The organism is Ensifer adhaerens (assembly GCF_001270265.1).
GTDB lineage: Bacteria > Pseudomonadota > Alphaproteobacteria > Rhizobiales > Rhizobiaceae > Ensifer > Ensifer adhaerens_B.
In genome coordinates, this window is record NZ_LGAP01000006.1 from 155,042 (window position 1) to 182,038 (window position 26,997).

The 26,997-nt window shown below is 63.1% G+C and carries 19 protein-coding genes; 10 read left to right on the forward strand and 9 right to left on the reverse strand.

What is annotated here, in order from left to right:
- Positions 1–32 precede the first annotated feature (32 nt).
- The 5 genes from AC244_RS13210 to AC244_RS13230 are packed head-to-tail and all read left to right on the forward strand — an operon-like array spanning position 33 to position 6,036.
- Complete coding sequence (locus AC244_RS13210) at positions 33–512, forward strand: formate dehydrogenase subunit gamma (protein ID WP_053249286.1); 480 nt, start codon at positions 33–35, stop codon at positions 510–512.
- A complete protein-coding gene (locus AC244_RS13215; protein ID WP_053249287.1) occupies positions 509–2,065 on the forward strand; it encodes a formate dehydrogenase beta subunit in 1,557 nt (518 codons plus the stop codon). Before AC244_RS13210 ends, AC244_RS13215 begins: the two co-directional genes overlap by 4 nt.
- Positions 2,066–2,076: 11 nt before the next feature.
- Positions 2,077–4,956 (forward strand): formate dehydrogenase subunit alpha, encoded by a 2,880-nt coding sequence (fdhF, locus tag AC244_RS13220; protein ID WP_053249288.1) that lies wholly within the window; start codon positions 2,077–2,079, stop codon positions 4,954–4,956.
- A gap of 5 nt (positions 4,957–4,961) precedes the next feature.
- On the forward strand, positions 4,962–5,816 hold the full coding sequence (fdhD, locus tag AC244_RS13225) for a formate dehydrogenase accessory sulfurtransferase FdhD (RefSeq protein WP_053249289.1): 855 nt from the start codon (positions 4,962–4,964) through the stop codon (positions 5,814–5,816).
- Positions 5,806–6,036, forward strand: coding sequence for a formate dehydrogenase subunit delta (locus AC244_RS13230; RefSeq protein WP_053249290.1), 231 nt, complete (start codon positions 5,806–5,808; stop codon positions 6,034–6,036). The genes fdhD and AC244_RS13230 overlap by 11 nt, the downstream gene beginning before the upstream one ends.
- 318 nt (positions 6,037–6,354) lie before the next feature.
- On the opposite strand, the gene AC244_RS13235 is transcribed toward AC244_RS13230, so the two are convergent.
- From AC244_RS13235 to rocF, 4 genes are all read right to left on the reverse strand, one after another.
- On the reverse strand, positions 6,355–8,139 hold the full coding sequence (locus AC244_RS13235; RefSeq protein ID WP_053249291.1) for a methyl-accepting chemotaxis protein: 1,785 nt from the start codon (positions 8,137–8,139) through the stop codon (positions 6,355–6,357).
- A 549-nt stretch (positions 8,140–8,688) separates the two neighbouring features.
- Entirely contained in the window at positions 8,689–9,168 is a 480-nt protein-coding gene (locus AC244_RS13240) for a chemotaxis protein CheW (protein ID WP_025425030.1), read from the reverse strand.
- A gap of 669 nt (positions 9,169–9,837) precedes the next feature.
- A complete protein-coding gene (rocD, locus tag AC244_RS13245; protein WP_053249292.1) occupies positions 9,838–11,043 on the reverse strand; it encodes an ornithine--oxo-acid transaminase in 1,206 nt (401 codons plus the stop codon).
- A 24-nt stretch (positions 11,044–11,067) separates the two neighbouring features.
- Positions 11,068–11,991: an arginase gene (gene rocF / locus AC244_RS13250; RefSeq protein WP_053249293.1), complete on the reverse strand. Its 924-nt coding sequence runs from the start codon at positions 11,989–11,991 to the stop codon at positions 11,068–11,070.
- A 140-nt stretch (positions 11,992–12,131) separates the two neighbouring features.
- On the opposite strand from rocF, the gene AC244_RS13255 reads away from it, so the two are divergent.
- Positions 12,132–12,566 (forward strand): Lrp/AsnC family transcriptional regulator, encoded by a 435-nt coding sequence (locus AC244_RS13255; RefSeq protein ID WP_053249294.1) that lies wholly within the window; start codon positions 12,132–12,134, stop codon positions 12,564–12,566.
- Positions 12,567–12,679: 113 nt separating this feature from the next.
- Positions 12,680–13,177 (forward strand): VOC family protein, encoded by a 498-nt coding sequence (locus AC244_RS13260; protein WP_053249295.1) that lies wholly within the window; start codon positions 12,680–12,682, stop codon positions 13,175–13,177.
- Between the two features lie 37 nt (positions 13,178–13,214).
- On the opposite strand, the gene AC244_RS13265 is transcribed toward AC244_RS13260, so the two are convergent.
- On the reverse strand, positions 13,215–14,006 hold the full coding sequence (locus tag AC244_RS13265) for an APH(3') family aminoglycoside O-phosphotransferase (RefSeq protein WP_053249296.1): 792 nt from the start codon (positions 14,004–14,006) through the stop codon (positions 13,215–13,217).
- Between the two features lie 199 nt (positions 14,007–14,205).
- On the opposite strand from AC244_RS13265, the gene AC244_RS13270 reads away from it, so the two are divergent.
- Positions 14,206–15,294 carry a MerR family transcriptional regulator gene (locus AC244_RS13270; protein ID WP_053249297.1) on the forward strand — a complete coding sequence of 363 codons (1,089 nt, stop codon included), beginning with the start codon at positions 14,206–14,208 and terminating at the stop codon, positions 15,292–15,294.
- Between the two features lie 137 nt (positions 15,295–15,431).
- Here AC244_RS13270 and AC244_RS13275 read toward each other — a convergent pair whose 3' ends face one another.
- The 4 genes from AC244_RS13275 to AC244_RS13290 all read right to left on the reverse strand — a co-directional run bounded on the left by AC244_RS13275 (position 15,432) and on the right by AC244_RS13290 (position 23,641).
- Positions 15,432–19,607 (reverse strand): translocation/assembly module TamB domain-containing protein, encoded by a 4,176-nt coding sequence (locus AC244_RS13275; protein WP_053249298.1) that lies wholly within the window; start codon positions 19,605–19,607, stop codon positions 15,432–15,434.
- A 112-nt stretch (positions 19,608–19,719) separates the two neighbouring features.
- Positions 19,720–21,633: an autotransporter assembly complex protein TamA gene (locus AC244_RS13280; RefSeq protein WP_053249299.1), complete on the reverse strand. Its 1,914-nt coding sequence runs from the start codon at positions 21,631–21,633 to the stop codon at positions 19,720–19,722.
- A gap of 279 nt (positions 21,634–21,912) precedes the next feature.
- Positions 21,913–23,142 carry an MFS transporter gene (locus AC244_RS13285; RefSeq protein WP_053249300.1) on the reverse strand — a complete coding sequence of 410 codons (1,230 nt, stop codon included), beginning with the start codon at positions 23,140–23,142 and terminating at the stop codon, positions 21,913–21,915.
- 241 nt (positions 23,143–23,383) lie between these two features.
- A complete protein-coding gene (locus AC244_RS13290; RefSeq protein WP_053249301.1) occupies positions 23,384–23,641 on the reverse strand; it encodes a YMGG-like glycine zipper-containing protein in 258 nt (85 codons plus the stop codon).
- 433 nt (positions 23,642–24,074) lie between these two features.
- Here AC244_RS13290 and AC244_RS13295 point away from each other — a divergent pair, with 433 nt between their 5' ends.
- Positions 24,075–24,563: a (2Fe-2S)-binding protein gene (locus tag AC244_RS13295; RefSeq protein WP_053249302.1), complete on the forward strand. Its 489-nt coding sequence runs from the start codon at positions 24,075–24,077 to the stop codon at positions 24,561–24,563.
- An 83-nt stretch (positions 24,564–24,646) separates the two neighbouring features.
- The gene (locus AC244_RS13300; RefSeq protein WP_053249303.1) at positions 24,647–26,995 is read left to right on the forward strand and encodes a xanthine dehydrogenase family protein molybdopterin-binding subunit; all 2,349 of its coding nucleotides are present in this window, start codon (positions 24,647–24,649) and stop codon (positions 26,993–26,995) included.
- The last annotated feature ends 2 nt before the right edge of the window (positions 26,996–26,997 follow it).

Sequence of the window (26,997 nt, forward strand, 5' to 3'; positions counted from 1 at the left end):
CCGCCGCAGCCGCGAGCCGGGAGGGCTCCCGAGTGAATATTCACCAGCCGCGTGCCGACGTCACCGCGCGCACGCTTGCGATCGTCGAGGAACTGAAGGGGCTCGAAGGGCCGCTGCTGCCGATCCTGCACGGGATCCAGCATGAATTCGGATACGTGCCGCAGGACTGCCTGCCTGTCATCGCGCGGGAGCTCAACCTGTCGCGCGCCGAGGTCTATGGCGTCTTTTCCTTCTATCATGACTTTCGCGAGCATCCGGCCGGTCGCCATGTGCTGAAGCTCTGTCGCGCCGAGGCCTGCCAGTCGATGGGCGGCGATCAACTGGCAGAGCGCGCCAAGCGCCTGCTCGGCATTGACTTCCACGAGACGACGCCCGATGGCGCGGTGACGCTCGAACCGGTCTACTGTCTGGGGCTCTGTTCCTGCGCACCCTCCGCGATGTTCGACGGAGAGGTGCATGCCCGGGTCGATGCCGGCGATCTCGAAGCTCTCGTCGCGGAGGCGCGCCGATGACGACGAAGATCTACATTCCCCGGGATGCCGCAGCACTGGCGCTCGGCGCCGACAAGGTGGCAAAGGCGATGGAGGAAGCGATCGCCGCGCGCGGCCTTGACGTGACGATCGTGCGCAACGGTTCGCGCGGCCTGCACTGGCTGGAGCCGCTGGTCGAGGTGGAAACATCAGAGGGGCGCGTTGCCTATGGACCGGTCAAGGCCCGCGATGTCGCCTCGCTCTTCGATGCCGGGCTTGTTGCCGGCGGCGATCATGCGCTCTGTCTTGGGAAGACCGAGGATATTCCGTTCCTGAAGCAGCAGACGCGGCTGACCTTTGCGCGCTGCGGCGTCATCGACCCGTTGTCGCTTGATGATTACCGTTCGCATGGCGGTCTTCGCGGACTTCAGAACGCCATCGCCATGGACCCGATGGCGATCGTTGCCCAGGTGACCGAAAGCGGCCTTCGCGGTCGCGGCGGCGCCGGCTTTCCGACCGGCATCAAGTGGAAGACCGTGCTGGAAGCGGCGGGGACACGCAAATACATCGTCTGCAACGCCGACGAGGGCGACAGCGGCACCTTTGCCGACCGGATGATCATGGAGGGCGATCCCTTCGTGCTGATCGAAGGCATGGCGATATCAGGCATTGCGACAGGCGCCACCAAGGGCTTCATCTACACCCGATCCGAATATCCGCATGCGATCGCGACGATGGCCGAGGCGATCAACATCGCCCGTGCCGCCGGTGTGCTCGGACAATCGGTCCTCGGCTCCGGCCGGGCGTTCGACATGGAGGTGCGCACCGGTGCCGGCGCCTATGTCTGCGGCGAGGAAACGGCACTCCTGAACAGCCTGGAGGGCAAGCGCGGCATCGTTCGGGCCAAACCGCCGTTGCCGGCCCACAAGGGCCTGTTCGACTGTCCGACGGTCATCAACAACGTGATCTCGCTCGCCTCGGTCCCCATCATCATGGACAAGGGCGCTGACTTCTACCGTGATTTCGGCATGGGCCGCTCGCGCGGCACGATCCCGATCCAGATCGCCGGCAACGTCAAGCATTCCGGCCTGTTCGAAACCGCCTTCGGCCTGGCGCTCGGCGAGATCATCGATCATATCGGCGGCGGAACGGCAAGCGGTCGGCCAGTCAAGGCGGTGCAGGTCGGCGGTCCGCTCGGCGCCTATTTCCCGCGCGCGCTGTTCGACACGCCGTTCGACTACGAGGCCTTTGCCGCCAGGGACGGGTTGATCGGCCATGCCGGCATCGTCGTCTTCGACGACACCGCCGACATGCTGAAGCAGGCGCGCTTTGCCATGGAATTCTGTGCGATCGAGAGCTGCGGCAAGTGCACGCCCTGTCGCATCGGCTCAACCCGCGGCGTCGAGGTAGCGGACAAGATCGCCGCCGGCATCGAGCCCGAGAAGAACCGCGAGCTGCTCTCCGATCTCTGCAACACCATGAAGTTCGGTTCGCTCTGCGCGCTTGGCGGGTTCACGCCCTATCCCGTCGTCAGCGCCATGACGCATTTTCCGGATGATTTCAAACCGGCTCCGCTTGTCGAAGCGGCGGAGTGAGGAAGAAGACCATGTCACTCATTCATGAAATCGACTATGGAACGCCGGCCTCCCGCTCCGAAACCATGGTGACGCTGACCATCGACGGCTGTGAGGTCACGGTGCCCGAGGGCACGTCGATCATGCGCGCGGCGATGGACGCCGGCATCGAGGTGCCGAAGCTCTGCGCCTCCGACATGATGGACGCGTTCGGCTCCTGCCGGCTCTGTCTTGTCGAGATCAAGGGCCGGGGCGGCATGCCGGCCTCCTGCACCACGCCGGTGGCCCCTGGGCTTGAAGTCTCGACGCAGACGCCGCGCCTGAAGGATGTGCGCCGCGGGGTGATGGAACTCTATATTTCCGACCACCCGCTCGACTGTCTGACCTGTGCGGCCAATGGTGACTGCGAGCTGCAGGACATGGCCGGCGCGGTCGGCCTTCGCGACGTTCGCTACGGTTACGAGGGCGACAACCACGTCAAGGCGCGCAACAACGGCGGGATCAACGCCAAATGGCAGCCGAAGGACGAATCCAACCCTTATTTTACCTTTGATCCGGCCAAATGCATCGTCTGCTCGCGCTGCGTGCGCGCCTGCGAGGAAGTGCAGGGCACCTTCGCGCTGACGATCGGTGGTCGCGGTTTCGACAGCCGTGTCTCCGCCGGCATGGCTGAAGACTTCATGTCGTCCGAATGCGTCTCCTGCGGCGCCTGCGTCCAGGCTTGCCCGACTGCGACGCTGACCGAAAAGTCGGTGATCGAGATCGGCCAGCCGGAGCATTCGGTGGTGACGACCTGCGCCTATTGCGGCGTCGGCTGTTCCTTCAAGGCGGAGATGCGCGGCGAAGAACTGGTGCGCATGGTGCCGTGGAAGGATGGCCAGGCCAACCGCGGCCATTCCTGCGTCAAGGGCCGGTTTGCCTATGGCTACTCGAACCATGGGGATCGCATCCTCAACCCGATGATCCGCGAGAAGATCTCCGATCCCTGGCGCGAGGTGACCTGGGAAGAGGCCTATGCACATGTCGCCGCCGAGTTCCGGCGCATTCAGTATCAATATGGCCGCGATTCCGTCGGCGGCATTACCTCGTCGCGCTGCACCAATGAAGAGACCTATCTGGTGCAGAAGCTGGTGCGCGCCGGCCTCGGCAACAACAATGTCGATACCTGTGCCCGCGTCTGCCATTCGCCGACCGGCTATGGCCTCGGCCAGGCTTTCGGGACCTCGGCCGGTACGCAGAATTTCGATTCGGTCGAGTTCACCGACGTTGCCGTGATCATCGGCGCCAACCCGACGGATGGCCATCCGGTCTTCGCTTCGCGGCTGAAGAAGCGGCTGCGTGAGGGCGCCAAGCTGATCGTCATCGATCCGCGCCGCACCGATATCGTGCGTTCGCCGCATATCGAAGCATCCTATCACCTGCCTATGCAGCCCGGCACCAACGTCGCCATTCTGACGTCGCTGGCGCATGTGATCGTGACCGAAGGGCTCGCCAACGAGGCTTTCATTCGCGAGCGCTGTGACTGGTCGGAATACGAAGACTGGGCAAGCTTCGTCGCTGAGCCCTATCACAGCCCCGAGGCAACCGAAGCCTATACCGGCGTTCCGGCCGAGCTCGTGCGCGGTGCCGCACGGCTCTATGCCACCGGCGGCAACGGCGCGATCTATTACGGCCTCGGCGTCACCGAACACAGCCAGGGTTCGACCACGGTCATGGCGATCGCCAACCTCGCCATGGTCACCGGCAATATCGGCCGGCCGGGCGTCGGCGTGAACCCGCTGCGCGGCCAGAACAATGTGCAGGGTTCCTGCGACATGGGCTCGTTCCCGCACGAGTTGCCGGGCTACCGCCATATCTCCGACGACGCGACCCGCGAGACTTTTGAGAAGCTCTGGGGTGTGCAGATCTCCAACGAGCCGGGCCTGCGCATCCCGAACATGCTCGACGCCGCCGTCGACGGCACCTTCAAGGGCATCTACATCCAGGGCGAGGACATCCTGCAGTCCGACCCGGACACCAAGCATGTGGCCGCCGGTCTCGCCGCGATGGAATGCGTTGTCGTGCACGACCTCTTCCTCAACGAGACCGCCAACTACGCCCATGTGTTCCTGCCGGGTTCGACCTTCCTCGAAAAGGACGGCACCTTCACCAATGCCGAGCGCCGCATCAACCGCGTGCGCAAGGTGATGACGCCGAAGAACGGCTATGCTGACTGGGAGGTTACGCAGAAGCTTGCCCAGGCCATGGGCCTCAACTGGAGCTATCGCCACCCCTCGGAGATCATGGACGAGATCGCCGCGACGACGCCGAGCTTTGCGCTCGTCTCCTACGACTACCTCGACAAGTTGGGCTCGGTGCAGTGGCCCTGCAACGAGCAGCATCCCGAGGGTTCGCCGATCATGCATGTCGACGGCTTCGTGCGCGGCAAGGGCAAGTTCATCCGCACCGAATACGTCGCGACGGACGAGCGCACCGGCCCGCGCTTCCCGCTGCTTCTGACCACCGGCCGCATTCTCAGCCAGTACAATGTCGGCGCCCAGACGCGGCGCACCGACAATGTCGTCTGGCATGCGGAGGACCGGCTGGAAATCCACCCGCACGATGCCGAGCAGCGCGGCATCCGCGATGGCGACTGGATCAGGCTTGCCAGCCGTGCCGGCGAGACGACCTTGCGCTCGCTGATCACCGACCGGGTGGCGCCGGGCGTTGTCTACACCACCTTCCACCACCCGACGACGCAGGCGAACGTCATCACCACCGACTTCTCCGACTGGGCGACCAACTGCCCGGAATACAAGGTGACGGCGGTTCAGGTGATGCCGTCCAACGGACCGTCGGACTGGCAGCAGGATTATGACGAACAGGCGCGGCAGTCGCGCCGGATCGCCGGCAAGCTGGAGGCGGCGGAGTAGCCTCCATGTCCGGGCCATCAACGCCGAAATTCTCAATGTCGAAGACCGTGCCCGAAGCCGCCCGTCGCAATGGGGCTTTAAGGGACGGCTCTCGTGTTGTCCCGGAGGAGACGCCGGTGGCTTTCACCTTTGGCGGCTCGACCCATGCGGTGATGATGGCGACACCCGGAGACCTCGAGGACTTTGCCGTCGGCTTCAGCCTGACCGAGGGCATCATTACCGATCCGGACCAGATCGAGGCGATCGAGCCTTTTGCCGACGCGGTTGCGGACAATCTCGGCATCGACCTGCAGATCACGCTCAGGGACGAGCAGAACGACATGCTGCGCCTGCGCCGCCGCCATATGGCAGGCCCCGTCGGCTGCGGACTTTGCGGCATCGAGTCGATCGAGCAGGCCGTGCGGCCGACGCCTGATGTTTCGGCGTCGACGCTCCGTCTTTCGCAGGATGATGTGGTCAAGGCGGTCGCGCTCTTGAATGGCCAGCAGCCGTTGCATTTCGAAACGCGCGCCGTGCACGGCGCCGCATTCTATGTGCCGGGCAAGGGATTGATCGCCGTGCGCGAGGACGTCGGCCGCCACAATGCGCTGGACAAACTGGTGGGTGCGGCAGCGCGCGCCGGTTTCCGCGGATGCGATGGTGCCGTCGTCGTCACCAGCCGCGTTTCCGTCGAGATGGTCCAGAAGACCGCTGTTGTCGGCAGCCCTGTCATCATCGCCATCTCGGCGCCGACGGCGCTTGCGATCCGCACGGCGGAGGCCGCGGGCATGACGTTGATCGCGCTGGTGCGTGGCGACGAATTCGAGATCTTCACCCATGCCGAACGTATCAAGTCCGGAGCCGTCGCCGATGTCGCATGACACCAATGCCAAGCTGATCTACATGGCGAACCAGATCGCCACCTTCTTCAAGAGCCAGCCGCAGGATGAGGCCGCCCAGGGCGTTGCGACGCATATCAACAAATATTGGGAGCCGCGCATGCGGCGCAAACTGTTCGAGCATATCGACGGCGGCGGCGAGGGCCTGAGCCCGCTGGTACTCGAAGCAGCTTCGAAGATCCGGCGTCCCGAAGCGGCCTGAGGACGCTGTCCATCGAGACCGCGGCACGGCTGCTACAACTTCGTTTCCTACCTTGATTTACCAGGCAGCTGGGGGCTGAAGCCGGCCGAGGCTGATGCTGATCCGACTTCCGTGTCTGCAACTGACGATTGCGATACTTGAAATGCGATCTCGGTGGTGGGCCTGCCCGACAATGCCTGATCATCGCGCGCTGGAGCGGTGGGGCCGCTGATCGGTAGCCGCCATCAAGCGATGGATCGATGTCAAATAGATTTAGGGGAAGGCGGCGATCGGTCGCCGCCTTCCCCCATTCCTGAGTGCGGGGTGCAGGGATTGCGCTCAGAAATTCTGCCATCCATCGTTTGATGGTGCGACGGCAAGGGCCGGTCGTTGTCCGCCGCGCATGGCGCGGGCGGTGGCGTGAAGTCGTGTTGTCTGCTGGCGGTCGTCAGCGTGACGCTGTGTCTCGATCGCCGCCGCTTCCTGGCCGATGCGGAACTGTCTGAGCAGGGCGTGCAGGGCTTCGGCCTCGCGCGACATGTTGTGGCTCGCGGCGGTGCTTTCCTCGACCATGGCGGCATTTTGCTGGGTCGCCTGATCCATGGAATTGACCGCCTGGTTGATCTCCTTCAAGCCTGTCGATTGCTCGCGTGCGGCCTCGACGATGGCCGAGACGTTGATATTGATCTCCTGGACCTGGACCAGGATTTCCTCGAGTGCCGCTCCCGTCTGCCCGACGAGTGATACGCCGTTCTTGACGTGGTCGCTGGAGGTGGTGATCAGCGCCTTGATCTCCTTGGCCGCCTGGGCCGAGCGCTGGGCGAGTTCTCGCACTTCCTGGGCGACGACGGCAAAACCCTTGCCGGCTTCGCCGGCGCGCGCCGCCTCGACGCCGGCATTCAGCGCCAGAAGGTTGGTCTGGAAGGCGATGTCGTCGATGACGCCGATGATGTTGGAGATCTCGCGTGACGATTGCTCGATCTGGTCCATCGCGCCGATCGCATTCTTGACGACATTGCCGGAGCGTTCGGCGCCCGCCTTGGTCTTGGCCACCAGCCCGCCCGCTTCCTCGGCGCGTCGGCTGGAGTCGGCGACGGTCGTGGTGATCTCATCGAGGGCCGCTGCGGTTTCCTCCACAGAGGCGGCCTGTTGCTCCGTGCGCTTGGAAAGATCGTCAGCGGACGAGCGGATCTCGCGGGCTCCGGCGGCGATAGCGCTGGCATTGTCTCCGACGGTCTGCATCGCGCGGCGGAGCCGATCGATCGCGCCGTTGAAATCGGTGCGCACGGCTTCCATGCTGGGAACGAAGGGTGTCGGCAGGCCATGGGTGAGGTCGCCTTCCGCCAGCGCCTGCAAGCCGTTGCCAAGTGCCTTGATTGCGCCCATGCGCTCGCTGACGTCGGTTGCGAACTTGACGACCTTGTAGACCTTGCCGTTCGGATCCCGGATCGGATTGTAAGCCGCCTGGATCCAGATTTCCTTGCCGCCCTTGCCGTAGCGCACGAACTCGTTGGAGATGAATTCGCCGGCGGCCAGTTTCTTCCAGAACTCGGCATACTCAGTGCCGCGCACATAGCTGGGCTCGCAGAACATGCTGTGATGCCTGCCCTGAATTTCCTGGAGGCTGTAGCCGAGAGCATTGCAGAAGTTCTCGTTGGCCGTGAGGATTTCGCCTGACGGAGTGAACTCGATCACCGCCTGCGATCTCGATATGGCATCGAGCTTGCCGCCATCCTCGTTTGCTTTGATCTTGGCGGCAGTGATGTCGCTTGCGAACTTCACGACCTTGTAGGGCTTGCCATTGTGAAACACCGGATTGTAGGTCGCCTGGATCCAGATTTCGCGGCCGCCCTTGGCAATACGCTTGTAGGCATTGGCGTCGAACTCGCCACGTCCAAGCCGCGCCCAGAAATCGCGATATTCCTGCGTCTGCACATAATCCGGCGCGCAGAACATGCGATGGTGCTGACCGACGATTTCCTGCAGGTTGTAGCCGAGCGCCTGGCAGAAGTTTTCGTTGGCCGTCAGAATTTTTCCTGTGAGATCGAACTGGATCATGGCCTGCGACTTTGAAAGCGCGGCGACGATCTGGCGTGAATCCAAGCTCTGACCGAAAGAGAACATGATTACCCTCTGGTTTGGTTCTTGTTGTTTCAAACGGAAAGCCGGGTGTTTGTTGCGTGCGGTGTCGACAGGGCGTGCGGGGCCAAGAGCGGCGCAGGCTCCGGGGACAAGGACAAATGCCGGCTTGCCGAAAATTGTCTGGTCCGTCGTCCGCCGGCCCGATCGGGGTCAGCGTTTTCTTGCTTTGAGGGAGAGTTCGAACTCGTGGGCGTTCATGCCCATGACGTCTTGCTTATGCAATCTAGATTAGTATTGTGACTATTAAGCAGGTGTTAAAATAGTAATTATCAAATTTTAGTTGTAAAAACTCGTATGTTTTTTCTGGGTTGAATTAGCAACTCTTCGCTTACGGATCAGCGGCGACGCCCGGAAACCGCATCATCCTGACGTGAAAAGGCCGCTTTGCCCGACGGCAAAGCGGCCTTGATGCAAAAACCGGCGGTGTTGCTTAGAGCGTTTCCGTCTTAAACGGAGTCGTGGAAACGCTCTATCTCGTTGTTTTACGCATTTCCTGACGGAAAACCGCTTCGCACTTTTCCTGGAAGTGCTCTAGGCGGCCATTTCCTCGACTTCGCGTTCCTTGAACATGCGGGCGAGGTTCAGGAAGCAGATCATGCCGTTCTCGTTGGCGATGATGCCTTCGGCAAAGCTCTTGTCGAAGGAGGCAGTCACTTCCGGAACCGGTTGCACCTGGTTGCCCTGGACGGTGAGGATGTCAGAGACGCGGTCGACGACCAGGCCGATCACCATGTTGTGCACCTCGGCAACAACGATGGCGCTGCGCTCATTGGCCGTGGTCGATTTCATCCCGAGCTTGTGGGCAAGGTCGATGATCGGGATCACGGTGCCGCGCAGGTTCATCACGCCGATGACCTCGGGCGGCGAATGCGGAATGGGGGTCGAGGGGGCCCAGCCACGGATCTCGCGGATCGTGGTGGTCTTGACGCAGAATTCCTGATCGTGGAGGCGGAACGCGATGATTTCCAGCGTCTCGCCGTCGAAACCAGCCGTCCTGAGTGTGCTTGTCATCGAAGGTCCTTCCAGCTTTCCGGTCGACGCCAAGGGGCGCGACACCGCCAAACTCGTTACATCTCCGTGCGGTGCGGTCGCGCTGAGCGCGGCCATGTAGCCGATGGGGAGAGTTTTCAAAAGTCCGCCGACGACATCCGGCGGGGCGCAGCTGCATCATGCGCGGAGGAACCGCTTTGCGCTTTGGGAAGGGACTATAGGCCGGGATTCGTTAAGACTTGCTTTTGCAAGTGCTTATACCAACCTGCGCTGATATTGACCTCTTGCGTGGGACCGTGTGCGGTCATCCGGGAAGGAGCATACCGCACAGCGATGCCTTACAGCGCCGCGCGTCAAATATGACGCGCAAAGGACGCTGTAACGCTTTAAACTTGCTGCATAATTTTATCCTTAAATCGGATCCGATTTAAGGAATTATGCAGTAGCATCGGTCGAGGATTGCGACGCTGCCGGTGGCCGACACACGGCCCACCCGAAGGGCCGGGCGCTTTTGGCCTCCGGACGGCGTCGATAATCCTCACCGGACCGTTTGGTCCGGCTCCGGTTATCTCCTTGCCGGAAACCAAAATCGCTCCGGCGCAAGAGGTCAATGTCAGCGCAGGTTGGTATTAAAGACGAAGCGCCCCGGTCGATGCCGGGGCGCAAGGGAACACAAAGAATGTCAGGCGATCAGGCGGAGGCGAGAACCTTGGCGAACTGTTCCACGGCCCAATCGACCTGTTCGGCTGTGATCACCAGCGGTGGTGCGATGCGGATCGTGTCGCCATGGGTGTCCTTGGCAAGGATGCCGAGTTGCTTCAGCGCTTCGCAGTACTTGCGGGCGCCACCGGCCTCCGGCACCAGCTCGACCGCCAGCATCAGGCCACGACCGCGAACTTCCTTGATGATGTTCGAGCGGATGTCCGTCAGGCCCTTCTGGAAGCGGTCGCCCATGCGCGCCGAGTTCTCGATCATACCTTCCTCGGTCAGGGCCTTGAGCGCCGCGCGGGCAATGGCACAGGCCAGCGGGTTGCCGCCGAAGGTCGAGCCGTGCTGGCCGGGCTTCAGGACGCCGAGCACTTCCGAGTTCGAAAGCACGGCCGAGACCGGGTAGAAACCACCCGACAGCGCCTTGCCGATCAGCGTCATGTCAGCTTCGATGCCCTCGTGCTCTTCGGCAAGCAGCTTGCCGGTGCGGCCGAGGCCGGTCTGGATCTCGTCGAGGATCAGCGTGATGCCATGCTTGGTGCAGAGATCGCGCACCGCCGGGAAGTAACCGGTCGGCGGAACGATGACACCGGCCTCGCCCTGGATCGGCTCGACCAGGAAGGCGACGGTGTTCTCGTTGATGGCGGCGCGGAAGGCATCGAGGTCACCGAAGGGAACGATCTCGAAGCCGGGCGCAAACGGGCCGAAGCCGGTGCGGGCGTCGGGGTCGGTCGAGAAGCCGACGATGCCCATGGTGCGGCCATGGAAGTTGTTGGAGCAGACGATGATCTCGGCCTTGTTTTCGGCGACGCCCTTGACCTCGTAGCCCCACTTGCGCACGGCCTTCACGGCGGTCTCGACCGCCTCCGCGCCCGAGTTCATCGGCAGCACCTTGTGCGAGCCGGTGAGCGCTGCGATCTCTTCATAGAAATGTGCAAGCTGGTCGTTGCGGAAGGCGCGGGAGGTGAGCGTCAGCTTCTGCGCCTGCTCCATCATCGCCTGGAAGATCTTCGGGTGGCAGTGGCCCTGGTTGACGGCGGAATAGGCCGACAGGCAGTCGAGATAGCGGTTGCCTTCCATGTCCCAGACATAGACGCCTTCGCCGCGCGAAAGCACAACGTCGAGCGGCTTGTAGTTGTGTGCGCCGAGCCGGTATTCGGTTTCGATCAGGTCTGCCGTGGTGTTCATCCGTCGTCCTCCGTTATTTCTATTTCAGGCGCTGCGGGTCGGGCGGTCAAGGACGCGGCGGCCGAAAAGGCTCGCGGTCAGCTCGACCAGGACACGTGCGCTCTTGCCGCGATCGTCGAGGAAGGGGTTCAGTTCGACGACGTCGAGGGAGGAGACGAGATCGCTTTCCCAGAGCATTTCCATGATCAGGTGGGCTTCGCGGAAGGTGGCGCCGCCGGGAACGGTGGTGCCGACGCCGGGTGCCAGCTCGGGATCCATGAAGTCGACGTCGAGGCTGACATGCAGCAGGCCGTTGGCCGAGCGCACTTCGTCGAGGATGTGGCGCATGATGTGCGCCATGCCGAGCTCATCGACTGCACGCATGTCGTAGACGCGCACGCCATGTTCGGCGATCTCTTCGCGTTCGCGGTCGTCGACCGAACGGATGCCGACCTGGAAGACCTTGGTCGGGTCGACCATCGGTCGGTCCGCGGGCAGGATCGGGGTGAACTCGGCCTTGCCGCAGAAGAAGGCGACCGGCATGCCGTGCATGTTGCCCGACGGCGAGGTTGTCGGCGAATTGAAGTCGGCATGGGCGTCGAGCCAGAGCACGAACAGCGGGCGGCCGACTTCGGCGGCGTAGCGCGCCATGCCGGAAACGCTGCCCATCGACAGGGCGTGGTCGCCGCCCAGAATGATCGGGAAATGGCCCTTGCGAACGGTGTCATGGACCGAATCGTGCAGCGCGCGGGCGAAGGCGGCGACGATCTGCAGGTTGTTGGCGCCGGAGTGGTTGGCGAGGTCACGCGCCGGCAGCGGCCTGACGTCGCCTTCGTCGTGAACCGTATGGCCCAGCTCGCGCAGAACCGTGTCGATACCGGCGATGCGAAGCGCCGTCGGGCCCATGGCCGCGCCGCGTCGTCCAGAGCCTTCCTCGATGGGTGCGCCGATCAGCGTGATGGTCGTCATATCCGCCCTGTTCCTTCCTAGTGATTCCCGTGAGTTGCGCGGATTATCGTCAAAAGGCGTGACAGCAAAAAGATGGAAAACTGTCGATTGGGAAGATAAGATCGACAGATTGCTAAGTCCTATTTTACAAAGTGAGAGACATGGACGACCTCGATCAGGCGCTGATCAGCGCCTTGCGCCAGAATGCCCGCCTGCCGGTTTCGACGCTTTCGGCACGGACCGGCGTATCGCGTGCAACCGTTGCCGCGCGCATTGACCGGCTGGTCGCCAACGGCACGATCGCCGCCTTCACCATTCGCACCGGACAGGAAATCCCGGCCTCCGGTGTGCGCGCCGTGGTAATGATCGAGGTTCACGGCAAGATGGCCGACCGGGTTGCCGAACAGTTGCGCGGCCTACCCCAGGTACGAGCGCTGCACAGCACCAATGGCCGCTGGGACTTCATTGCAGAACTCGAGGACCGCGATTTGGTGTCGTTCGACGAGACCCTGAGGCGGATCCGACTGATCGACGGCATCACCGTGACGGAGACAAACATCCTGTTGAAAACGAGCAAGCTGACCGGCGCATTTTAGTGGCTTGTGATTGTGGCGGACGAGGCTGGAAAAGCACGGTTTCGACGCGATTGTTCTTGATTTGTTCTCGTGTTTGTATATGATGTGCGCCTCACCCGAGATTGGAGGATGTCATGGTCATCAATGGCGGCAGGCTGGCCGATCGGCAGATCTGTGTGAAGCTTTTTGTCAGGCATGGCGATGAGGACCGCGCCATTGCCTTTTATCGCGATGTGCTGGGTGCCGAACTGGTGCAGCGGCACGAGTGGCCGAGCGGTATCCTGACCAGCGCCGATCTCAGGATCGGCGAATCCGTCTTCCGGATCGCCGGCGCCAATCCGCGCCGGGACGCGGAGCCGAAGCTTGGCGGGCCGAGATCGCCGCATGCGCTTGGCACGACGGCGGTCATTCTCGAACTGCATGTGAAAGATGTCGACCGGGTCATCGGCCGGGCGATCGGTGCGGGGGCCGCGCTCAGAAACCCGGCCGAGACGCTGTCGACCGGAGACCGCGTCGGCGCCTTCATCGACCCGTTCGGCCATATCTGGGCGTTGTTCAACGCCATGGAAGATATCGACCTCGCAGATGCCGATATTATCGATCTTGATATCGAGGCCCGCGACGCCGCATAAGGCGGCGCGGGCCATCTTGCCCTTGCTTTCCGCGAGCTCAGAAGAACTCGTCGAGAAGGCAATAGAAGTCGAGCTTTTCGGGATCGGCGCGGCGGATGCCGTAGAGATCGAGAAACGGCTGAACCCATTCCTCCCCGAGATTGTAGGCAATGCTGCGGCAGCTCAGCGCGAGATCCTGGTAGGGGTCGGCGACCCCCAGACGGCTGCAATCGATAAAGCCGGCGAAGCGACCATCCCTGGCGATGATGTTTGGAAGGCAGGCGTCGCCATGGGTGACGACCAGCTTTCCCTCCCGCGGGATACTGGCCTGAAGCTCGACGAACAGTTCTTCCGTCGTCTTTCCGAGCCGCACGTCATCGAAATCGGTCACATCTATAAGGTCTGCTTCGGCACGCAGCTTGGCGATGGCGATACGCGCGCCGATCCGGTGGTCAAACGGACAGGCGTCGACATCGAGCGCATGCATGCGGCGCAACGCTTCGGCAATGAGGATGACCTGGTCCGAAGCGGGAAGGGTGCTGGAGGCAAGATCAACACCGTCGACAGCCTCCATCAGCAACCAGTTCTGTTGCGCGTACGCTTCATGGGCGATGATGCGCGGGCTGGGCATGCCTTGCTTGGCCAGCCATTTGATCCGTTCGGCCTCATCGACGAGCTCGTTAAACGGGCCGGTCTCTTCGACCTTGAGAACCAGGGGCGGCCGGTCTTCGGCGTGAAACAGGAAGACGCTGGATTCCGATTGGCCAAGGCTATCTTTTCGCCAGTCATAGCCTTTGAGCAGCGGTGCCAGAGCGGGCGGAAGGTTGATATCGGGAGACTGGAGAGACAAAAAGCCACCTGAAAATATGAGTTATCGTCAAAATGCACCTTGTGCGCGAGAGGGCATGTAAGGATGGCATTGGGCAAAATCCATGTCGGCAATGAGTCAAGCACGACCGGTCTCCGCGAAATCTTGATGCGACCCACGCAAAATACCCCTTGAGCCGAACCTAAGGTCATACCTTAGAAGATAGTTCCGGGAGGCTTCCATGAGCGACAAGCGAAACCCTGATCACCTTTTGTCCGCTGCCGAATGCGCCGATCGTCTTGGCCTTACCGTGCGGGCGCTGCGCGTCTACGAGGATCGCGGGCTTATCGCGCCGCGCCGGACGGAAAAGAACTGGCGACTCTATGGCGGCGCGGAAATCGCCCGGCTGACCGAGATCCTCGCCTTGAAGCGTCTCGGCCTCAGCTTGACCCGGATCACCGTCTTGCTTGCCGGCGCGGCACCGGACCTCGGCCAGACACTGACGATCCAGCAATCCGCGCTCATCGATTTGCGCGACCGGGTCGAACACAGCCTGTCGCTGATCGGCGCGGCCCTCGAGAAGATCGGCAGTGGTGAAGCCGTCTCGATCAACGAACTCACAACGCTAGCCAAGGAGACCAGGATGACCGATCTATCGCCCGATGCCGTCGAATGGCGACGTTACGAACAGTCGCGCCCGCGGCGAGAAGTTCCTTTCGATCCTGAAAAACACGGCGCCCTTGTCGGTGACTTCCAACTCGACAATGGCGATGTGCTAACGATAAGGCTTCGCGAGAATGGTCTGTCGGCGCAACTGGCGGGACAAAGCGCTGTCGACATTTACCCGGAGGCAGACGACGCCTTCTTCTACCGCGTGGTCACCGCACAGCTTACCTTCGAGCGCGATGAGAGCGGCCGCCCTGTGCGTGTAGTCCTGCATCAGCACGGGCACGCGCTGACGGCCAAGCGCATCGAGGAAACAACGGCGCGGGCGCTGGCCGACGGGCTGGAAAAGCGCGTGAAGGAGAAGATCCCGTTTCCAAACAGTGAGACCTTGCTTCGCCGCATCATTGCCGAGCATCAGCGTGGGATGCCCGACTACGAAGCGATGATCGCGCCGCTCGCCGCCCTGGCGCAGCAGCAAATCAAGATGATCAAGGCAGAGTTCGACCGTTTGGGGCCGCTGCGGTCGCTCACATTCAAGGGGGTAATGCAGGACGGTGGCTGGGACGTCTACGACGCCCGCTTCGAAAACGGCACGTTGGAATGCGGCTTCACGCTCGCTGCCGATGGCAAGTTCAGCGGGATCTATTTTCGTCCTGGGCTATGACCAGGGGACTGCCAGAGTCGCTGATGGGACCGCGCTCAGGAATGAACAAGCCCGCTGATCGCGATCGATCCGCGGACTTGTTGGTTTTCGCGAAAGCAGGCGAGCCTACAGCCGAGGTGGCATTGGCGACAGCCCGCTCAATATTCCTTTTCGAAGAAGATGCCGCCCGACGCCGAGCCGTCGCCGGCGGCAGAGCCCTTCAGCTTGACGCCCTTGCCGACATCGAGATTGATCACGGCCTTGCTGGAGCCTGAATCGGCGCCTTGCTGCAGTTCGATATAGGTGCGGTCGTTGAGATACTTGCCGGCGCGCACCGAGGCGCCGCCGTTCTCGTCGGTGGTAACGTCGAGATCGTCGACGCCGAGCTTGTTGCGCAGGCCGTCGAGCAGCGAGGTCGAGCCACCGCCCGCCAGCTGGCTGACGGCGGAGGCAAGCTGGGCAATCTGGAAGGCCGAGAGGTTGGACAGCGAGCGGTTGAAGATCAGCTGCGCCAAAATTTCGTCCTGGGGCAGGGCGGGCGACGACGAGAAGGTGATCTGCGGGTTGTTGGCAAGACCGGCGACGTTGACGGTGATGGTCGTCGCGCCGGCGGTCGATGTCGCCTTGAGATCAAGCGTCGGGATCAGGTCGCCGCCAAAACCGATGGTGCCATCGGTAAAGGTCAGGCGCTTGCCGAGGATTTCCAGACGACCGCGGCGCATCTCGAAACCGCCGGAGATGGTCGGCTGCACCGCCGTGCCGCGGATCGTCAGGTTGCCGCCGAGCTCGGCATCGATGCCGCGCCCGCGCACGAAGACCTGATTGGCGGTGACGCCGAGATCGAAGGCGATGACGCCGCTGGCATTGGCGCCCGCCGGCTTCTCGTCCTTGCGCAGGTCCTTGGCCATCTGCTGCACCTTGGCCGGCGCGTTCTTGTGTTTGATGTCGATGGCCGAAAGCGAGGTCGGCAGCTTCTCGGGAATGGTAATCGCCGCCTTGCGGATCGTCACCTTGCCGCCGAGTGTCGGCGTGGCCGCCAGCTGACCGGTCAAGGTCATCTCGCCGGCGAGCTGGGCGTTGAACAGCGTGCCGTCGACATAGGTCGCGTTGTTCAGCCGGATCGCCAGGTTGGCCGGAAAACCGGAGCCGGGAACGGTGCCGACCGTGCCGGTGACCTCGACCGAGCCGCCAGTTGCAAGGTTGGCGGAAAGCTTGGAGATCGTCGCCTGCTTGCCGTCGAGCGCGACATTGGCCGTCAGGTTGTTGAGCGCGAGGTTGCGCCGGACGTCGACGAGGCGTCCGCCTGATGTGGTGATCGTGCCGGCAATCTGCGGCGCCTTGGCCGAGCCGGAAATCGAAAGATCGACTGCGGCCTGACCGGTGAGGGTGAAGCCCTGCTGTGCCATCAGATTGGCAATCAGCGCGAAGGGTACATTGCCGTTGAACTTCATGGAGATCGGCATGTTGCCGCCGATATCGACATTGCCGCCGCCCTTGAAGGCAAGGCCACCGGCGCCGGAAAGCGTGGTGTCGAGCGTCACACGGTTGTTGACGAACTTGCCGTTTGCCGAAATGTCGAAGGCGCCGACGCCGGCGGTGCGCGCTGCTGCGAGCGAGGCGCCGGACCATTTGAGGTTATAGACGACGACCGGTGCTGCCGCCGTTCCGTCGACGTCGACAGTGCCGCCGATCGCCCCTTCCGCACCGAGACCCGGGGCGAAGGCGTTGATGAGGGCTGCAGGCAGGGCGTTGAGCTTTGCGGTGATATCAAGCTTTTCACCGGCGGTGCCGCTCACTGCGATCGTGCCCTTCGATGCCTGGATGGTCAGGCCGTTGAGGCGCACGGTGCCTTTCTCGATCGCGATCACGGTCGGTGCCGCAAGCTTCAGCGCAATCCGCTTCGGCGTGGCGCCGAAGGAGGAAAGACGGATTTCCGTACGGCCGCCCGAACTCGTCAGATCGCCCTTGGCCGTCAAGGGCCCGCCGTCATACTTGCCGTCGATGGCAAAGCCTGTCTTGCCCGCCTGCTGGGTGAAATTGAGGCTCAACCCGGAGACCCGGTTGGCGCCCTGGGCAATTGTCTCCGCCCGCACACTGCCCTTGATCGCCAGCGCCGAAAGGTCGGCAATGGTGATGTCGGCCGTCGGCTTGGCGATCGTCAGGTCGTCGCGCTTGATGCCGCTGCCGCCGGCTTTGAGAACGATGGAGGTGATGCCGTTGGTTGTCCGGATCGCTGCCGATCCGGCGAGGTCGCCGGAGGCCTTCTGGCCGGCCATGGCGGCAAGCAGTCCAAGGTCCGGAAGCTTGAAATCGACGGTGCCGTCCGGCTTGAAGTCAGGGGTGAAGTTGATCGCCCCGGTCAGCGTGTTCTCACCGATCCTGGCTTCAAGCACCGGGATCGATGTGCGTCCACCCCTGGAGACGACGTCGGCACGCACGTCGATCGGCTGGCCGTCGAGCGCACCGGTTGCCGTCAGCTTGGCCTGTGGGCTGCTCTGGTTCGCGGTCGCGTCGGCGTTGATCGTCAGGTCGCTGAGCGTGCGGCCGGCGAGCGTCGCGCCGCTTGAGGACAGTTCCGCCTTGATGGCGAGTTCGGTGAGCGGCCCGGTGACGGCGGCGGTGAAGTCGGCCTTGCCCTTGGCGTCGGCCAGGAGCTTGCCGAGATCCGGCAGAACACCCTTGAGGTCCGCGGTCAGATTACCGTCGGCGAGCGCGACCGAGCCGGCTGCCTCGATCGTCCCAGATTTGAGATCGATGTTCTCGACGGTGACGCTGCCATCGGAGCCGGTCTTGAGGCTTCCCGCAAGCGCGATGGTGTCGTCGAACTTTGCTGCGGCAGCCGGCGGCAGGACGCCCGGGACGGTAAAGAGCTTGAAGGTCGCGGCAACCGTGTTGTCTTCGCGCGAGAAGGCGCCTTCGACCGTGCCGCCGATGCCGGGGCTTTCGAGCGTCACCGGGGCAAAGGCGATGCTGTCCTTGGCGACGGAGATGTCGCCGACGATCTTCATCGGCGCCTGGACCAACCGGGCAAGATCGGCGTTGTCGAAGCCGGCCTGGCCGACCTCGACCGTCGTCTTGATCGGGCCCGACTGTGTCGCCAGGTTGAAGCCATCGCTCTCAGCCGACAGCTTGACCGCGCCGAGCGCCACGTCCGGCAGTGCGACGGAGGCGACATCCGCCGCAACGTCGAGGATTGCCGATTGGGCATCGCCGAGCAGCGACAGATTGACAGTGTTGATCAGGACGCGGGCTTCGCCCTTTTCCAGCGGCCAGCGGAAATCGATCGCGCCATTGGTGCCGGCAAGCCTCGCTTGCAGATTGTTCTCGCCCTTGCTGTCGAAGGTGCCGAAGGCGCCGAAGGTGAGTGCGCCGGTCGTCACCTGGCCCTTGTCGACCCGCACCATGCCCTTGCCGTCGAAGGCGGCAGCGACGTCGATGCCGGTCTGACCTTCGAACATCGGACGCAGCGCCGGCGGCATCAGGGAACCAAAGCCACCGCCGCCGTTGACCGTCAGCCGATGCATGCCGTCAGGTGTCTGGACATGACGGCCGTCGAGCTTGAGGATCTCGGTGCCGTCGAGCGCTGCCGTTCCGGTTCCGGCCCAGTCGGACAGCGGTCCTTCGCCAGTCAGCTTGATGCTGACGGCGGGTTCGTTCGGCAGGCGCAGAAGTTTCGCGAGCACGCCGTTCGCAGGCTCGTCGACAACGGCTTCGAGTTTCAGCTCGTTGCCGGCGGGATTGAAGACGATGTCGGCAACGGCGCGGGCTTCGGGCCGGTCGCGCTGCGCTGCAGTTATGGCGAGTGCGATGCTCTCGTTGGTGGCGTTGACCTTGCCGCTCGCGGTCAGGAACTGGTCCTCGCCGGCAATTGCCTTGCCGATGACAATTTCCTTGAGATCGATCGCGTCGATCTTGACGTCGACCGGCAGCGCGAAGGTCGAACGCACTTCCTTGGTTTCCGTCGAGGGCACCGGCAGGCGCTCGACGCGGACGGAGCCGGCCGAAATCGCCGCGGCGTCGAAGCGGAAGGAGAGGAGGGCCGCGGGCGACCAGTTGAGCGAGAGGTCGCGAACCTCCGCATAGATGCCCTCACCATCGAACAGTGTCACGCTGCCGGCGGTAAACTGGCCGGTCAACAACGGGCTCGGGTCGACAATCCGCACGATCTGGTCCGGGGTCGCCGCATATTTCTCGATCGCCCAGGCGACAAGGCGGGCGCCGGGTGTTGTGAAGCCCACGAAGGCGACGAGAAGAAGAGCAGCGACCGCAAATACGCTTAGCACATAAAGGCAATAGCGCAGCGTCGCGCGAAGAAAGCGGACGACGTGATTCATGATCTATCCATAACGCAACTTGCGCCGCTGCGGTATCTTTGGTGAGCGAAACTACGGAGCTTGGGTGAAATTTACCGGCTGCGACGCAGAAATCGGCCGACACCAGTACTGATCAGAAGGATTGGCCGATACCGGCATAGATGCCGTAGCTGGTGCCGCCCGGATATTTGTTGAGCGGCATGGCCACATCGAGACGGATCGGCCCAAACGGCGTCTGATAGCGAAGGCCGATGCCGGCGCCGGCGCGAATGTCGGAGAAATCAGGCGTCGTGCTTGCGGACACCGTGCCGGCGTCGATGAAGGGAACGATGCCGATCGTGTCGGTGATGGCGATGCGGGCTTCGAGCGAGGCGTTGACATAAGAGCGCCCGCCGGTCTCCTCGTTGTCGGCATTGCGCGGGCTGATCTCCTGGTAGGAATAGCCGCGCACCGAGCCGCCGCCGCCGAGATAGAAGCGGCGATTGGCCGGAATGTCGGCAAGGCCATCGCCGCCGACCAGCACGCCTGCACCGATCTTGCCGGCAAGGACGAACCGCTTCTCGTCACCAAGGGCGTGATAGCCCGAAGCGGACGCCTCGAAGGACGAGAAGAAGGTCTGGCCCTTGATTTCGTAGCTCGGCTTGGCGTTGATGAGTGCGCGGTAACCCTCGGTCGCGTTCAGTTTGTCGTCGCGGGTGTCGCGGACATATTCGAGCGGAATGGCGGCGGTAAGGTAGGAGTTCGAGCCGAAGGCGTCGTCGACATCCGCCCAACTCAGCTCGCCGCCACCCGAAACGGTGTCTGTCGGCGATAGTTCGAATGTGGCGCCGGCCGCACCGGTCAGGATCTTGGCGCGATAGGCATCCGGGTCCTGGATGTTGGCTTTGAGGCTTGCAGTAAAGGTCGAGGCCGGACCGAAGGCGCCGGGCTTGGCAAAGAGAATGCCGGCAGAATAGTCGAGCTTGTCGATCTCCTGGGTCTCGCCGATACGGTCGATCGAGCCCTCGATGCGCAGCGATTCCGCCCGACCGAACAGGTTGCGGTGACCCCAATAGCCGGAAAGCCCGAGGCCGTCCGTCGTCGAGACCTGGGCGCCGAAGCCGAAATAGCGGTGCTTGCCCTCGGATACCTCGATCTTCATCGGAATGGAGCCATCGGGCGAAAGCGTGTCGGCTTCCTTGATGGTGACGCTCGAGAACACGCCGAGCTGGCGCAGCCGCTCGGAGGCCCTGCGGATGTCCTCGGGCGAATAGGGGCGGCCTTCGTTGAGCCTGGAATAATCGCGAACGAAACCCGGATCGACCGTCTTGGTTCCGGAAACGCTGACCTCGCCGACGGGCGCCACCGGCCCGCTTTCGGCTGATATCACCACGTCGACGGTCGAATCCGCGTGATCGGCAACGACGCTGCGTTCGGTCAGCTTGGCAAGCGGCCGTCCCTGCTCGCGCAGATCGTCGACGACCTTTTCGCCGGCCTTGATGATCCGCGTCGAATCCGCCCTTGTTCCGAGCGCGAGATCATAGTCGGCGGGATTGAGGCCGGCGGCATCGCCTTCGAACTTGACCGAGCCAAGTGAAAACACCGGACCCGGCGTCACGCTGACGGTGACGGGTATGGCCTGGCCGTCCGGGAAGGCCGGATCGGGTGGCAGACTGTCGATGTCCTGGCCGTTGATCCTTATTGCGACCGTGCCGCCGTAGCGCGCCTTTTCATAGAGTGCGGCCAGCAGGCGGTCGCGGTCGTCGCGGGCGCGGATCGCAAGGCCGAGGTCGCCGGAAACCGGTTTTTCCTGGCCCTGGACCAACTGCGAGCTGTTTTCAAGCGCCTCTTTGAGTTCCTTGTCGTCCGTGCCGGCCTCGAAGGTGAGGGTGTAGTTGACCGGGTCGATGACCTGGGCTTCGTCCTCGTCGCCCTCGAAAAACGTCATGCCGAAGATCTTGAACGCATAGGCCTTGGTCGCGGACATGGGGCCGAGCGCGCACGAGGCGGCAACCGCGAGCGCAGTCGCTGCCTTCCAGTACGCAATACTCGACCGTGGTGGGGACATTCGCTTCCGCATCCCGTCTTAAGGCGACCCAATACAAACTGCCTTCTATGCGGCGGGGTCACTATTGCATGCCTAAGGTTTTCCATCTGTTAACGATGACGGCCGCCCGCATCCACCCCTAAGGCCCCGATTCCGCGTCGATTCCTTTGAAAAAGATCCGGAATGTTGTCAGCGCAGCACAAAATCCGGGCGCTTCGGCCAAGATGTCGGTGGCGGCGTACGGCTCGCGGTCGGCGTTTGCAGCGCGTTGGGTGGTCACGTCGACGCAACTGAACGCGGTCAGGCCGCCTCGGGCAAGGCCCGCAGCCTGGGAACCTGGGAGGCGAGGATCACCAGAAACTGAAGGAGGAAACCGACTGTCGCGACCAGGAGGCAAGCCTTGACGCCGAAGTGGGTGGCGACGATGGCGCCGATCACCGCGCCAATCGGCCTTGCGCCGAACGTGGCCGTGGTGATGAAGGCCGAAACCCGCCCCAGCATCGCGTTCGGGGTGATGGCCTGCCGGAGCGTGAGGGTCGCGATCGACCAAAGAACCGGCCCCGCGCCGAAGAGGAAGAAGCTCAATCCGGCCAGGGTGCCAAGGGGAAGCCAGATCGTCAGCAGCATCACGACGGCCGCCAGCAGACCACCGAGCGGACCGAGCGCGATCATGACGCCGAAGGGAACGCGGCGCGCAAGGGCAGGCGCGGCATAGGCTCCGATCATCATCCCGGCTCCGTAGATGCCGAGCGTGATGCCAACCCCCGTTGCCGTCAGCCCGAGCGTCTGGACGGCGTAGGCGACATAGACCGCCTGCAGCACAAACCAGGATGTGTTGAACACGATCGCGGTGACGAGTATCGGCCGCAGGAGCGGATGGCCGGCCAGGAACCGCGCGCCTTCGATCAGATCGTGCAGCAGTTTGCGTTGTGGCCGGGCCGACTGCTCCTGTTCGCGCAGGCCGGAGAGCAAGGCGACGGCGAGAAGGAAAAGTGTGGTGGCCGCGACATAGGCGAGCGAGGCGCCGGTCCACGCAACGATCGCCCCGCCGATCGCCGGCCCGGCGGAATAGGCGAGGCTGCGGGCAAGTTCCAGCCAGCGATTGGCATCGGCGAGTTGGGCGCGCGGAACGATGGCCGGGATCAGTGCCGGTGCGGCGACATTGTAGCAAACCGTTCCGATCGCCCCGACAAAGCCCATGATCGCCAGAAGCGGCAGGGTGAGCAGGCCGGCTGCCATCAGCACCAGGGTGGCGACTAGCGACAGGGCGCGCAGCACTTCGGAGAAGACCATGAGGGTTCGCCGCGAGGCGCGATCGACAAGCAGGCCAGCCGGAATGGACAGCAGCAGAAACGGCAGCGTCTGGGCCATCTGCAGCCAGCCGGTTTCGGCGGGCCCGGCCGAAAGCATGAGAACGGCTGCGAGCGGTGCTCCGGCCAACGCGATCTGCTCGGAAAACTGGGCAAACAGATTGGACCAGCCGATGCGTTTGAAAGCTGGTGGCAGGGCGGCGGCAGGCGGTTTCGGCATGGACGGGTCCTCGATCAAGCGGTTTCGAGGCACCTGACAGGATTGCGCTACCACGAGCCACCCGGTTCCTGCGCCATCGCGTTCGGTGTGACTGCTGGATCCAGAATTTGATCGGCAGAGGGCCGAGAGGATCAGGAAAACGAAAAACCCCTCATGGCAGGTGGCCATGAGGGGTGATGTCTCGTCCGGTCCGTTACTCGACGTCGGACGTCATGTCGATGTTATCGACTGTGCTTGCGGCTTAGCGCGGGCAGGAGTCGATGTAGCGGCGGCCGTAGCGGTCGCGGTAGTAGCACTGGCCCGGCTGTTCGCTGACATTGCCGATGACCGCGCCCGAAACGCCGCCGATGGCCGCACCGACGGCCGCACCACGGACGTCGCCGGTGATCGCGCCGCCGATGATCGCGCCCGAGACGGCGCCGATGCCGGCACCCTTTTCAGTCTGGGTGCAGCTCGCAACCGACAAGGCAACCAGCACAAGTGCGATGGCTTTCTTCATTGTTCTCTCCGATCTCTACGGATCTCAGCCTGTCGCCTCGTCCGTCCCTTACGTGATTGGCGGAAAGACGGATGTCTTTCTCCACTTGAACTTGCAATTGCAGAAAATAAACCCGCCGCTGTGAAAGTCTACAGGAGGTCCGGCGGATTCTCTTCGCCGCCAACATAATGATATCGTTCCTGAACGGGACATGAAGGCGTCATTCCGGCGAACACAACCTTCACGCAAATTTTTTATCGCACCTAGCCCTCGGGCGGTTGCGACATTCCAAAAAAAGACAATGATACAGACAAGCCACGAGTACGCGGAGGAGCGGGTCTCGAGGCGAAGGGCATCGATAGCAGTTGGCGCGTTTCTAAAAGTCGCGTGAACAGATCATCACCCGGCTTACCGTTCGCGCTCGTGTTGGCATTGACCCACCCGGAGGAGCGAAATGGCGAAAATTACAATGACGGTCAACGGCCGTCAGGTGAGCGGTCAGTGCGATGACCGGACGTTGCTGGTGCATTTCATTCGCGAGAACCTCGGACTGACCGGCACCCATGTCGGCTGCGACACGTCACAATGCGGCGCCTGCGTCGTCCATATGGACGGAATGTCGGTCAAGAGCTGTTCCACCCTCGCCGCGCAGGCGGCGGGCTCGGAAATCACCACCATCGAAGGGCTGGCCGCGAACGGCGAGCTGCATCCGGTGCAGGCTGCTTTCAAGGCCAACCACGGCCTGCAATGCGGCTTCTGTACTCCCGGCATGGTGATGACGGCTGTCGACATGATCCGCCGGCATGGCGGGCAACTCGACGAGGCGACCGTGCGCGCCGAGCTCGAAGGCAATATCTGTCGTTGCACCGGCTACCACAACATCGTCAAGGCGATCCTTGCGGCAGCAGTCGAGATGGGTGGCGCCCGCGTCGCCGCCGAATGACATCCGGCCCGCGGCGATGACTTCTCGCCGCGATCACATTTCACCGCAGGACTTTCGCTGGATATCTCGGGAGGAGATCGGCAATGGGCGTTGAAGGTATTGGCGCGCGGGTGGCGCGCAAGGAAGACAAGAGGTTCCTGACCGGCAAGGGGCGCTATACCGACGACATGTCGGTGCCGGGCATGAAATATGCGATCTTCGTGCGCAGTCCCTATGCGCATGCAAAAATCAGGTCGATCGACGCGGCGGCGGCCAGGGCCATGCCCGGGGTGATCGACGTGCTGGACGGCAAGCAGCTGCTCGCCGATGGTATCGGCAATCTCATCTGCGGCTGGATGATCCATTCCAAGGACGGATCGCCGATGAAGATGGGCGCCTGGAGGCCTCTCGCGCATGAAACGGTGCGGTATGTCGGCGATGCCGTCGCGATCGTCGTTGCCGACAGCATCGCCGAGGCGAAGGATGCGGCGGAAGCCGTCGTTGTCGACTATCAGGAACTGCCCGTCGTCACCGATGCGACGAAGGCGCTGGAACCGGGCCAGCCGCAGCTTCACCCGGAAGCGCCAAACAATCTTATTTTCGACTGGCAGATCGGCGACCCCGCGGCCACCGACAAGGCGATCGCCTCGGCGGCGCATGTGACCGAGATCACCATCCACAACAACCGCCTGTCGCCGAACCCGATGGAGCCGCGTGCCACGCTCGGGATCTATGACGGCGGCGACGACCACTACACCTGCTACACCACCAGCCAGAACCCGCATGTGGCGCGGCTGGTGATGAGCGCCTTCTACAATGTTGCGCCGGAGAACAAGCTGCGCGTCATCGCGCCCGATGTCGGCGGCGGCTTCGGCTCGAAGATCTACATCTATCCCGAAGAGATCGTCTGTCTCTGGGCCTCCAAACGCACCGGTGTGCCGGTGAAATGGACGTCCGACCGGACGGAAGCCTTCCTGACCGATGCGCATGGCCGCGACCACCTTTCGACGGTGAAGATGGCCTTCGATGCCGACAACCGGATCATCGGGCTCAAGGTCGACACAACAGCCAATCTCGGCGCCTACATGTCGCTGTTCTCCTCGGCGGTGCCGACCTATCTCTATGCGACGCTTTTGTCCGGCCAGTACGACATCCCGGCGATCCACGCCAATGTGCGCACGGTCTACACCAACACCGCCCCGGTCGATGCCTATCGCGGTGCCGGCCGGCCGGAAGCGACCTATCTCTTGGAGCGCACCATGGAGACGGCGGCGCGCGAACTCGGGGTTTCGCCGGCGGAACTCCGGCGGGTGAACTTCATCCGCTCGTTCCCGCATCAGACGCCTGTGATCATGAACTATGATGCCGGCGACTACGAAGCGTCGCTCGATGCTGCGATGCAGGCCTCCGACTGGAACGGCTTTGCCGCCCGCAAGGCGGAAGCGGCCAAACGCGGGATGAAGCGCGGCATCGGCATGAGCTGCTATATCGAGGCCTGCGGCATCGCGCCGTCGGCGGCGGTCGGCTCGCTCGGTGCCGGCGTCGGCCTCTGGGAATCGGCGGAGGTCCGCGTCAATGCCGTCGGCACGATCGAGGTTTTGACCGGGTCGCACAGCCACGGCCAGGGGCATGAAACCACCTTCGCCCAGCTGGTCGCCGATCGTTTCGGCGTGCCGATCGACAGCGTCAACATCGTGCACGGCGATACCGACAAGGTGCAGATGGGCATGGGCACCTACGGCTCGCGCTCAGGCGCGGTCGGCATGTCGGCCGTCGTCAAGGCGCTCGACAAGGTCGAAGCCAAGGCGAAGAAGATCGCCGCCCACCTGATGGAGGCGGATGAAAGCGACATCGTCATCGAGAACGGCGAGCTCAAGGTCGCCGGTACCGACAAGACGGTGCCGTGGTTCCAGATGGCGCTTGCCGCCTATACCGCCCACAACCTGCCGCCCGGCATGGAGCCGGGACTGAAGGAGGGTGCCTTCTACGATCCGGCCAACTTCACCTTCCCGGCCGGCTGCTACATCTGCGAAGTCGAGGTCGATCCGGAGACCGGCGTCACCAAGATCATCCAGTTCGTTGCCGCCGACGACTTCGGCAATATCATCAACCCGATGATCGTCGAGGGTCAGGTGCATGGCGGCCTGGCGCAGGGCATCGGCCAGGCGCTGCTCGAAGGCGTTCACTACGATCCGGCGAACGGCCAGCTGCTGACAGCAAGCTACATGGACTACGCCATGCCGCGGGCCGACGACCTGCCGTCGTTCACGGTGTCGACGTCGAACACGCCCTGCCCGAACAATCCGCTCGGGATCAAGGGTTGCGGCGAGGCCGGCGCCATCGGTTCGCCGCCGGCGCTGATCAACGCCATCACCGACGCCATCGGCAACAACCGGCTGACCATGCCGGCGACGCCGCAAAAGGTGTGGGCCGCCGCCCATGCCGCAAACTGAGC

What these genes read in the sequence shown, in the direction of transcription:
- fdhF (WP_053249288.1), top strand. Translation starts at nt 2,077, where the DNA reads ATGTCACTCATTCATGAAATCGACTATGGAACGCCGGCCTCCCGCTCC.
- AC244_RS13295 (WP_053249302.1), top strand. Translation starts at nt 24,075, where the DNA reads ATGGCGAAAATTACAATGACGGTCAACGGCCGTCAGGTGAGCGGTCAG.
- rocD (WP_053249292.1), bottom strand. Translation starts at nt 11,043, where the DNA reads ATGAACACCACGGCAGACCTGATCGAAACCGAATACCGGCTCGGCGCA.
- AC244_RS13300 (WP_053249303.1), top strand. Translation starts at nt 24,647, where the DNA reads ATGGGCGTTGAAGGTATTGGCGCGCGGGTGGCGCGCAAGGAAGACAAG.
- AC244_RS13255 (WP_053249294.1), top strand. Translation starts at nt 12,132, where the DNA reads ATGGACGACCTCGATCAGGCGCTGATCAGCGCCTTGCGCCAGAATGCC.
- AC244_RS13235 (WP_053249291.1), bottom strand. Translation starts at nt 8,139, where the DNA reads ATGTTCTCTTTCGGTCAGAGCTTGGATTCACGCCAGATCGTCGCCGCG.
- AC244_RS13285 (WP_053249300.1), bottom strand. Translation starts at nt 23,142, where the DNA reads ATGCCGAAACCGCCTGCCGCCGCCCTGCCACCAGCTTTCAAACGCATC.
- AC244_RS13215 (WP_053249287.1), top strand. Translation starts at nt 509, where the DNA reads ATGACGACGAAGATCTACATTCCCCGGGATGCCGCAGCACTGGCGCTC.
- AC244_RS13240 (WP_025425030.1), bottom strand. Translation starts at nt 9,168, where the DNA reads ATGACAAGCACACTCAGGACGGCTGGTTTCGACGGCGAGACGCTGGAA.
- AC244_RS13290 (WP_053249301.1), bottom strand. Translation starts at nt 23,641, where the DNA reads ATGAAGAAAGCCATCGCACTTGTGCTGGTTGCCTTGTCGGTTGCGAGC.
- AC244_RS13280 (WP_053249299.1), bottom strand. Translation starts at nt 21,633, where the DNA reads ATGTCCCCACCACGGTCGAGTATTGCGTACTGGAAGGCAGCGACTGCG.
- AC244_RS13275 (WP_053249298.1), bottom strand. Translation starts at nt 19,607, where the DNA reads ATGAATCACGTCGTCCGCTTTCTTCGCGCGACGCTGCGCTATTGCCTT.
- AC244_RS13260 (WP_053249295.1), top strand. Translation starts at nt 12,680, where the DNA reads ATGGTCATCAATGGCGGCAGGCTGGCCGATCGGCAGATCTGTGTGAAG.
- fdhD (WP_053249289.1), top strand. Translation starts at nt 4,962, where the DNA reads ATGTCCGGGCCATCAACGCCGAAATTCTCAATGTCGAAGACCGTGCCC.
- AC244_RS13230 (WP_053249290.1), top strand. Translation starts at nt 5,806, where the DNA reads ATGTCGCATGACACCAATGCCAAGCTGATCTACATGGCGAACCAGATC.
- rocF (WP_053249293.1), bottom strand. Translation starts at nt 11,991, where the DNA reads ATGACGACCATCACGCTGATCGGCGCACCCATCGAGGAAGGCTCTGGA.
- AC244_RS13270 (WP_053249297.1), top strand. Translation starts at nt 14,206, where the DNA reads ATGAGCGACAAGCGAAACCCTGATCACCTTTTGTCCGCTGCCGAATGC.